Annotated in this window: 5 protein-coding genes; all 5 read left to right on the plus strand. The window is 40.9% G+C overall.

Annotated elements, in window-relative coordinates; genetic code table 11:
* The first annotated feature begins 179 nt into the window (after positions 1 to 179).
* The 5 genes from nusA (at position 180) to truB (ending at position 6,470) form a co-directional block, all read left to right on the plus strand.
* Positions 180 to 1,811 (plus strand): transcription termination factor NusA, encoded by a 1,632-nt coding sequence (nusA, locus tag BN338_RS08340; RefSeq protein ID WP_039760948.1) that lies wholly within the window; start codon positions 180 to 182, stop codon positions 1,809 to 1,811.
* Entirely contained in the window at positions 1,812 to 2,447 is a 636-nt protein-coding gene (locus BN338_RS08345) for an RNA-binding protein (RefSeq protein ID WP_039760949.1), read from the plus strand.
* Positions 2,444 to 4,972 (plus strand): translation initiation factor IF-2, encoded by a 2,529-nt coding sequence (infB, locus tag BN338_RS08350; protein WP_039760951.1) that lies wholly within the window; start codon positions 2,444 to 2,446, stop codon positions 4,970 to 4,972. Before BN338_RS08345 ends, infB begins: the two co-directional genes overlap by 4 nt.
* Positions 4,973 to 5,095: 123 nt before the next feature.
* A complete protein-coding gene (gene rbfA, locus BN338_RS08355; RefSeq protein WP_039761201.1) occupies positions 5,096 to 5,503 on the plus strand; it encodes a 30S ribosome-binding factor RbfA in 408 nt (135 codons plus the stop codon).
* 4 nt (positions 5,504 to 5,507) lie between these two features.
* Positions 5,508 to 6,470, plus strand: a complete 963-nt coding sequence (gene truB / locus BN338_RS08360; RefSeq protein WP_039761203.1) for a tRNA pseudouridine(55) synthase TruB — start codon at positions 5,508 to 5,510, stop codon at positions 6,468 to 6,470.
* Positions 6,471 to 6,518 lie beyond the last annotated feature (48 nt).

Here is a 6,518-nt window from a genome sequence, read left to right on the forward strand (position 1 = left end):
ATGAGCGCGCATTTAGTGCTTACCGATGAGCTTATTCGCGATGCATTGAAAAAAAATAAAGATTTAAGTCAACAATTCATTTCCGAAGATAATCCTACCGACTCAATACAGAGGTTCAATTTCAAAAAATAATATCACTGGGAAATACCCATCGTGTGGCACAAAGAAGGAGAAAATTGATGGCTACAAGCGCTAACAGGCTTGAGATTCTGCAAATTGCAGATGCTGTTGCACGTGAAAAGTCAATCGACCGTGAAATTGTCATTTCTGCGATGGCTGATGCTATTCAGAAAGCAGCACGTTCTCGTTATGGTCAAGAAACCAATATCCGTGCTGAAATTAATTCCAAAACAGGTGAAATTAAATTACAACGCCTGCTTAAAATCGTTGATGTTGTTGAAGACTATACAACGGAAATTGCTTTGTCCGATGCACTCAAACGTCAAGAAGAAGCAAAAATTGGTGATTTTTTTGCAGATCTTTTACCTCCTATGGATTTTGGACGTATTGCCGCACAATCCGCTAAACAGGTTATTGTACAAAAAGTACGCGACGCAGAGCGTGATCAGCAATATGAAGAATTCAAAAATAAAGTCGGTGAAATTATTTCTGGTACAGTTAAGCGTGTGGAATATGGCAATGTTATCGTTGATCTAGGTCGCGGTGAAGCTATTGTGCGCCGTGATGAGTTAATTCCCCGCGAATCCTTCCGCTATGGAGACCGTATTCGTGCTTTTGTCAATGATGTACACCGTGAAACACGTGGACCACAAATTTTCCTTTCACGCACACATCCTCAATTTATGGTAAAACTTTTTACTATGGAAGTTCCAGAAATTTATGATGGTATTATAGAAATCAAATCTGTTGCCCGTGATCCTGGTTCACGAGCCAAAATCGCCGTCGTTTCACGTGATGGTTCCATTGATCCGGTTGGAGCATGTGTTGGAATGCGAGGAAGCCGTGTACAAGCTGTTGTTGCAGAATTACAAGGCGAAAAAATTGATATTATTCCTTGGTCACCTGATGCAGCAACATTTGTCGTTAATGCACTGCAACCTGCGGAAGTTTCTAAAATTATCCTTGATGAAGATGCTGAACGCATTGAAGTTATTGTACCCGATGACCAACTCAGCCTTGCTATTGGACGACGAGGACAAAATGTTCGCTTAGCTTCGCAGCTAACAGGATGGAATATTGATATTTTAACGGAAAAGGAAGAATCTGAAAATCGTCAAAAAGAATTTACTGAACGCAGTAAATTGTTTATGGAAGCCTTAGAGGTTGACGAAATGATCGGACAGGTTATGGCATCAGAGGGCTTTTCTTCTATTGAAGAAATCGCCTACATTGATCTTGAAGAAATCGCTTCTATTGATGGTTTTGACCATGATACCGCTTCTGAAATCCAAAGTCGGGCCCGCGAATATCTCGATCATCAAGAAAAAGAACTTGATGAAAAACGCAAAAAGCTTGGAGTTTCTGACGAATTGCGAACACTTCCTGGAATGACAAGTGCTATGCTGGTTGCTGTGGGTGAGGATGGTGTAAAAACAATAGAAGACTTTGCTGGCTATGCTGTTGATGATTTAGCTGGTTGGAGAGAACGTAAAGAAGGTCAAACAAAGAGTTTTTCTGGTATTTTAACCCCTTTTGACATTACACGCGCAGATGCAGAAGCTATGATTTTAGCCGCACGTGTACAAGCAGGTTGGATAGACCAAGCTGATCTTGTTACAGAAAATCCTGTAGAAGATGAAAACTCTGCAGAAAATGAAAAAACAGATGATTTGGATGTGGATACACTTTAAATGAACGAACGGACTTGCATTGTGACTCGACAAAATGCTTCAGCACAAACGCTGATCCGTTTTGTTATTGGTCCCAATAACCAAATTGTTCCTGATCTTAAAGCGAATTTACCAGGGCGTGGCGTTTGGATTTCTGCCCATCACACTGTTATTGAGAAAGCGATCAAACAGAAAGCTTTTCATAAAAATTTTAAAACAGATGTTGAGGTTGCACCAAATCTTGTGCATATTGTTGATACGCTTTTACTCAAAGCTGCTCTTTCAAGTCTTTCCATGGCAAGAAAAGCGGGAGCTGTTGTCATGGGAGCAACAAAAGTTGATGCTGCTATCCGCTCTGGTCAAGTTATTCTTGTACTTCATGCTAAAGAAACAACAGAAGATGGAAAACGAAAAATTGCACAGGCCATCCATACAATACAGCAACAAACAAATCGGACGATAAAAACCATATCTTTATTTACACGTGATGAAATGCGCGTGGCTTTTGGTTCTAATCCTGTCATGCACGCAGCCTTATTGAACACAAAGGCTGCTGAAGGATTTCTCAAAACAACATATAAATTGATCAGCTATCGTGATGACAAGCAGAGTAAGCACGGTGAGATGACGGCACAAGCCGTGAAGGAAGTACAATGAGCGAAAATAACAACGACAAAACAACAGGCAAGAAGACACTAACCCTCAAGCGGTCTGTCTTGGAAACGAGTACGGTTAAGCAAAATTTTAGCCATGGTCGTACGAAGGCTGTCGTTGTCGAAACCAAACGACGTAAAATTACGCGACCTGATGAAAAAGCTGAAACCCTGCAGCCTATTACAAAGCCGCATGTGGCACCCCAGCGCTCTAAACCGCGTTTTGAGGAAAAAAAACCTCAAGAATCTGTGGTCAAAAGTAATCTTTCATCGGCTGAAATGGAAGCAAGGCTTCGCGCGTTAGAAGAAGCACATATCCAAGAAAAAATAACACGAGAACAAGCTGAAAAAGAAGCAAAACGCGCTAAAGAGCGTGAAGAAATTTTAAAGCAAGAAATTAAAGAAAAAGAAATACTTCAAAAACAAGAAGAAGAAAAATCAGCAGTACCGATTTCATCTGTTCTCTCTGAGCCTCCCCTCATCGAAAAGGCAGATATTCCTATTGTGCCTAAAAACACAACCGTGATTGAAAAACGCAAAATAGATGAAAATCAAGAGGAAGAACGGCATAGCCGACGTGCTAATCCTGCTAAATCAGAAATACGTGCACCCAAAATTGTCAAAGGAGCTGATGAACGACGTCGTGGAAAACTGACTCTTAACAGCGCACTGGACGAAGAAGGGAGTGCACGTGGACGATCAATGGCTGCAATGCGGCGCAGACAGGAAAAGTTTAAGCGTGCACAAAATCAAGAACCAAGAGAAAAAATTTCTCGCGAAGTCGTTCTTCCTGAAACGATTACCATTCAAGAGCTTGCACAACGTATGACTGAGCGTTCTGTTGATGTCATTAAATTTTTAATGAAACAAGGACAAATGATGAAACCTGGCGATGTTATTGATGCAGACGTTGCCGAACTCATTGCTGTTGAATTTGGTCATACTGTTAAACGGGTTTTAGAATCTGACGTAGAGGAAGGTATCTTTAATATAACAGATAATCCTCAAAATATGCAGCCGCGTCCCCCTGTTGTGACCATTATGGGGCATGTTGACCACGGAAAAACTTCTCTTCTAGATGCTATTCGCAAAGCAAATGTTGTTTCTGGTGAAGCAGGTGGTATTACGCAGCATATTGGAGCCTATCAAGTAGAACAAAACGGTCAAAAAATTACCTTTATTGATACACCGGGGCATGCTGCATTTACCGCTATGCGTGCCCGTGGAGCTCGTGTTACCGATATTGCCGTTCTTGTTGTCGCCGCTGATGATAGCGTCATGCCGCAGACGATTGAGTCAATCAATCATGCTAAAGCTGCTGGTGTCCCTATTATTGTTGCTATTAACAAAATTGATAAACCCGCCGCGAATGCACAAAAAGTACGTACAGAACTTTTACAACATGAAGTGTTTGTTGAAACGATGGGCGGTGAAACTTTGGATGTTGAAGTTTCTGCTAAAACCGGTCAAAATCTTGATAAACTTCTCGAAGCTATCCTTCTTCAAGCTGAAATGCTTGATCTGAAAGCAGATCCCCAGCGAACTGCAGAGGGCGTTGTCATTGAAGCCAAATTGGATCGCGGACGCGGATCTGTTGCAACCGTTCTTGTTCAAAAAGGTATATTACATCCTTCTGATATTATTGTTGCTGGTAATGAATGGGGTCGTGTGCGTGCTTTAATTGACGACCATGGCCGCCATGTCAAAGAAGCCGTTCCCTCTACACCGATTGAAATTTTAGGCATGCAAGGAACACCACAAGCTGGAGACCGTTTTGCAGTTGTCACCCATGAAGCAAAAGCGCGTGAAATTTCTGAATACCGTCAACGCTTAGCACGTGATAAAGCTGTTGCTCGACAAACGGGTTCACGCGGTTCTCTTGAACAAATGATGACAAAATTGCAAACAACTGGTGTTAAAGAATTTTCTCTTATTATAAAAGGAGATGTACAAGGATCAATTGAAGCAATTGCTTCAGCATTAGAAAAACTAGGAAATGATGAAGTTCGTGCGCGTGTTGTACATTCTGGTGCTGGAGGAATTACCGAAAGTGATATTTCTCTTGCCGAAGCTTCTAACTCAGCTGTAATTGGTTTTAATGTTCGAGCCAATAAGCAGGCGCGTGATTTTGCTAAAACACAAGGAATTGAAATTCGTTATTACAACATCATTTATGATCTTGTTGATGATATCAAAGCGGCCATGTCTGGATTACTCTCACCAGAACAGCGTGAAACTTTCCTTGGTAATGCTGAAATTCTAGAAGTCTTTAATATTACAAAAATCGGAAAAGTTGCTGGGTGTCGTGTTACAGAAGGTAAAATAGAACGAGGAGCCGGCGTTCGCCTTATCCGCGATAACATCGTTATTCACGAAGGAAAATTGAAAACACTCAAACGCTTTAAGGATGAAGTCAATGAAGTGCAAAGTGGTCAAGAATGTGGAATAGCCTTTGAAAACTATGAAGACATGCGTGCAGGAGACATCATTGAGACCTTCCGTATCGAACATATTAATCGCACGTTATAAAATAATCCCATAACTTACTCTGTTTTGAAATGAGGGAAGTTATTGGAATTCTATACACAATATCTCTTTTTTCCTTATTTGGATGGTCAAAAAAAGAGGTCTTGGGGCAAGGATAAAATTTTGATGAAAAATGCAGGGCCATCACAGCGACAACTTAGAGTAGCAGAGCAAGTACGTCACGCAGTAGCGCATATACTACAACGTGGTATTTTGCTTGATGATGTCTTGAAAGATATTGTCATTTCTGTTTCTGAAGTACGCATGTCAGCAGATTTAAAAATTGCTACTTGCTTTGTCTCACCTCTCAGTACTCTTAAAAATGCTTCCCATACTGATGTCGTTAATACTCTCAATAAACATAGTCGTTTTCTCCGTGGAGAAATCAGTCATGCGTTGCGACAAATGAAATATATGCCCGAACTACGTTTCCGACTTGATAGGAGTTTTGATAATTTTTCAAAAATTGATGCTCTCCTTCGTTCCCCTGAGGTTGCACGCGATCTTCACCATAGTGATAAAGATGAGGATTAAAGATATGGCACGGCAACGAAAAAAAAAGGGACGTCCTGTTTCTGGCTGGGTCATATTTGATAAACCAAAAGGCATGAAATCAACAGAAGCTGTCTCAAAAATCAAATGGCTCTTTCATGCACAAAAAGCAGGGCATGCGGGTACGCTTGACCCTCTTGCTTCTGGTCTCCTCCCTATTGCATTGGGTGAAGCAACCAAAACCGTCCCTTACGTGATGCAAGGCAAAAAAACTTATCGTTTTCATATCGCTTGGGGGCAAGAGCGCTCAACAGATGACCTAGAGGGAGAAATAACAAAAACATCTCTCAAACGTCCAACACAAGAAGAAATACTTGCTCTTCTTCCTCAATATACAGGTATTATTTTGCAAACACCTCCACAATTTTCAGCAATTAAAATTGCTGGAAATCGCGCCTATGATCTAGCGCGTGAAGGGGAAATCATTGAAATTCCGCCCCGTGAAGTGGAAATAGAAACTTTCAAGTTAATAGAAACTCCTACTAAAGAGCACTCTGCCTTTGAAATAACCTGTGGAAAAGGAACTTATGTGCGCTCTTTAGCCCGCGATATGGGACGTGATTTGGGATGCTATGGGCATATTGCTGACTTAAGACGTATTGCCGTCGCACCTTTTGATGAAGAGGATCTCGTTACATGGGATGAACTAAAAGCAGCAATATTGCCCAATAAAAACACAACAGATGAAAATGAGCGTTCTTTTGAAAAAGACTTCTCAACACTCGATGAACTGTTAACTGAAACGGGAGCAGCACTAGATTGTCTCTCTCATTATCGGCTTACTGAACCCCAAGCGCAGAGAATTATGAGGGGGCATTTTATTCCTTTGTATGCTCAAAAAACACTTATTGATGAAGAAGAGGTTTGTGTCTTCTATAAGGAACAACTTCTTGCTATTGGCGCTCTCGAAAAAGGTCTATTTAAACCAAAGCGGATTTTCACAATTTAAGTATTTCTTTCTTATAATCATCTCTTATTAAAAGCTATTGTTCTCTAT

The organism is Bartonella queenslandensis AUST/NH15 (assembly GCF_000312585.1).
Taxonomy (GTDB): domain Bacteria; phylum Pseudomonadota; class Alphaproteobacteria; order Rhizobiales; family Rhizobiaceae; genus Bartonella; species Bartonella queenslandensis_A.

What these genes read in the sequence shown, in the direction of transcription:
- truB (WP_039761203.1), top strand. Translation starts at nt 5,508, where the DNA reads ATGGCACGGCAACGAAAAAAAAAGGGACGTCCTGTTTCTGGCTGGGTC.
- infB (WP_039760951.1), top strand. Translation starts at nt 2,444, where the DNA reads ATGAGCGAAAATAACAACGACAAAACAACAGGCAAGAAGACACTAACC.
- BN338_RS08345 (WP_039760949.1), top strand. Translation starts at nt 1,812, where the DNA reads ATGAACGAACGGACTTGCATTGTGACTCGACAAAATGCTTCAGCACAA.
- nusA (WP_039760948.1), top strand. Translation starts at nt 180, where the DNA reads ATGGCTACAAGCGCTAACAGGCTTGAGATTCTGCAAATTGCAGATGCT.
- rbfA (WP_039761201.1), top strand. Translation starts at nt 5,096, where the DNA reads ATGAAAAATGCAGGGCCATCACAGCGACAACTTAGAGTAGCAGAGCAA.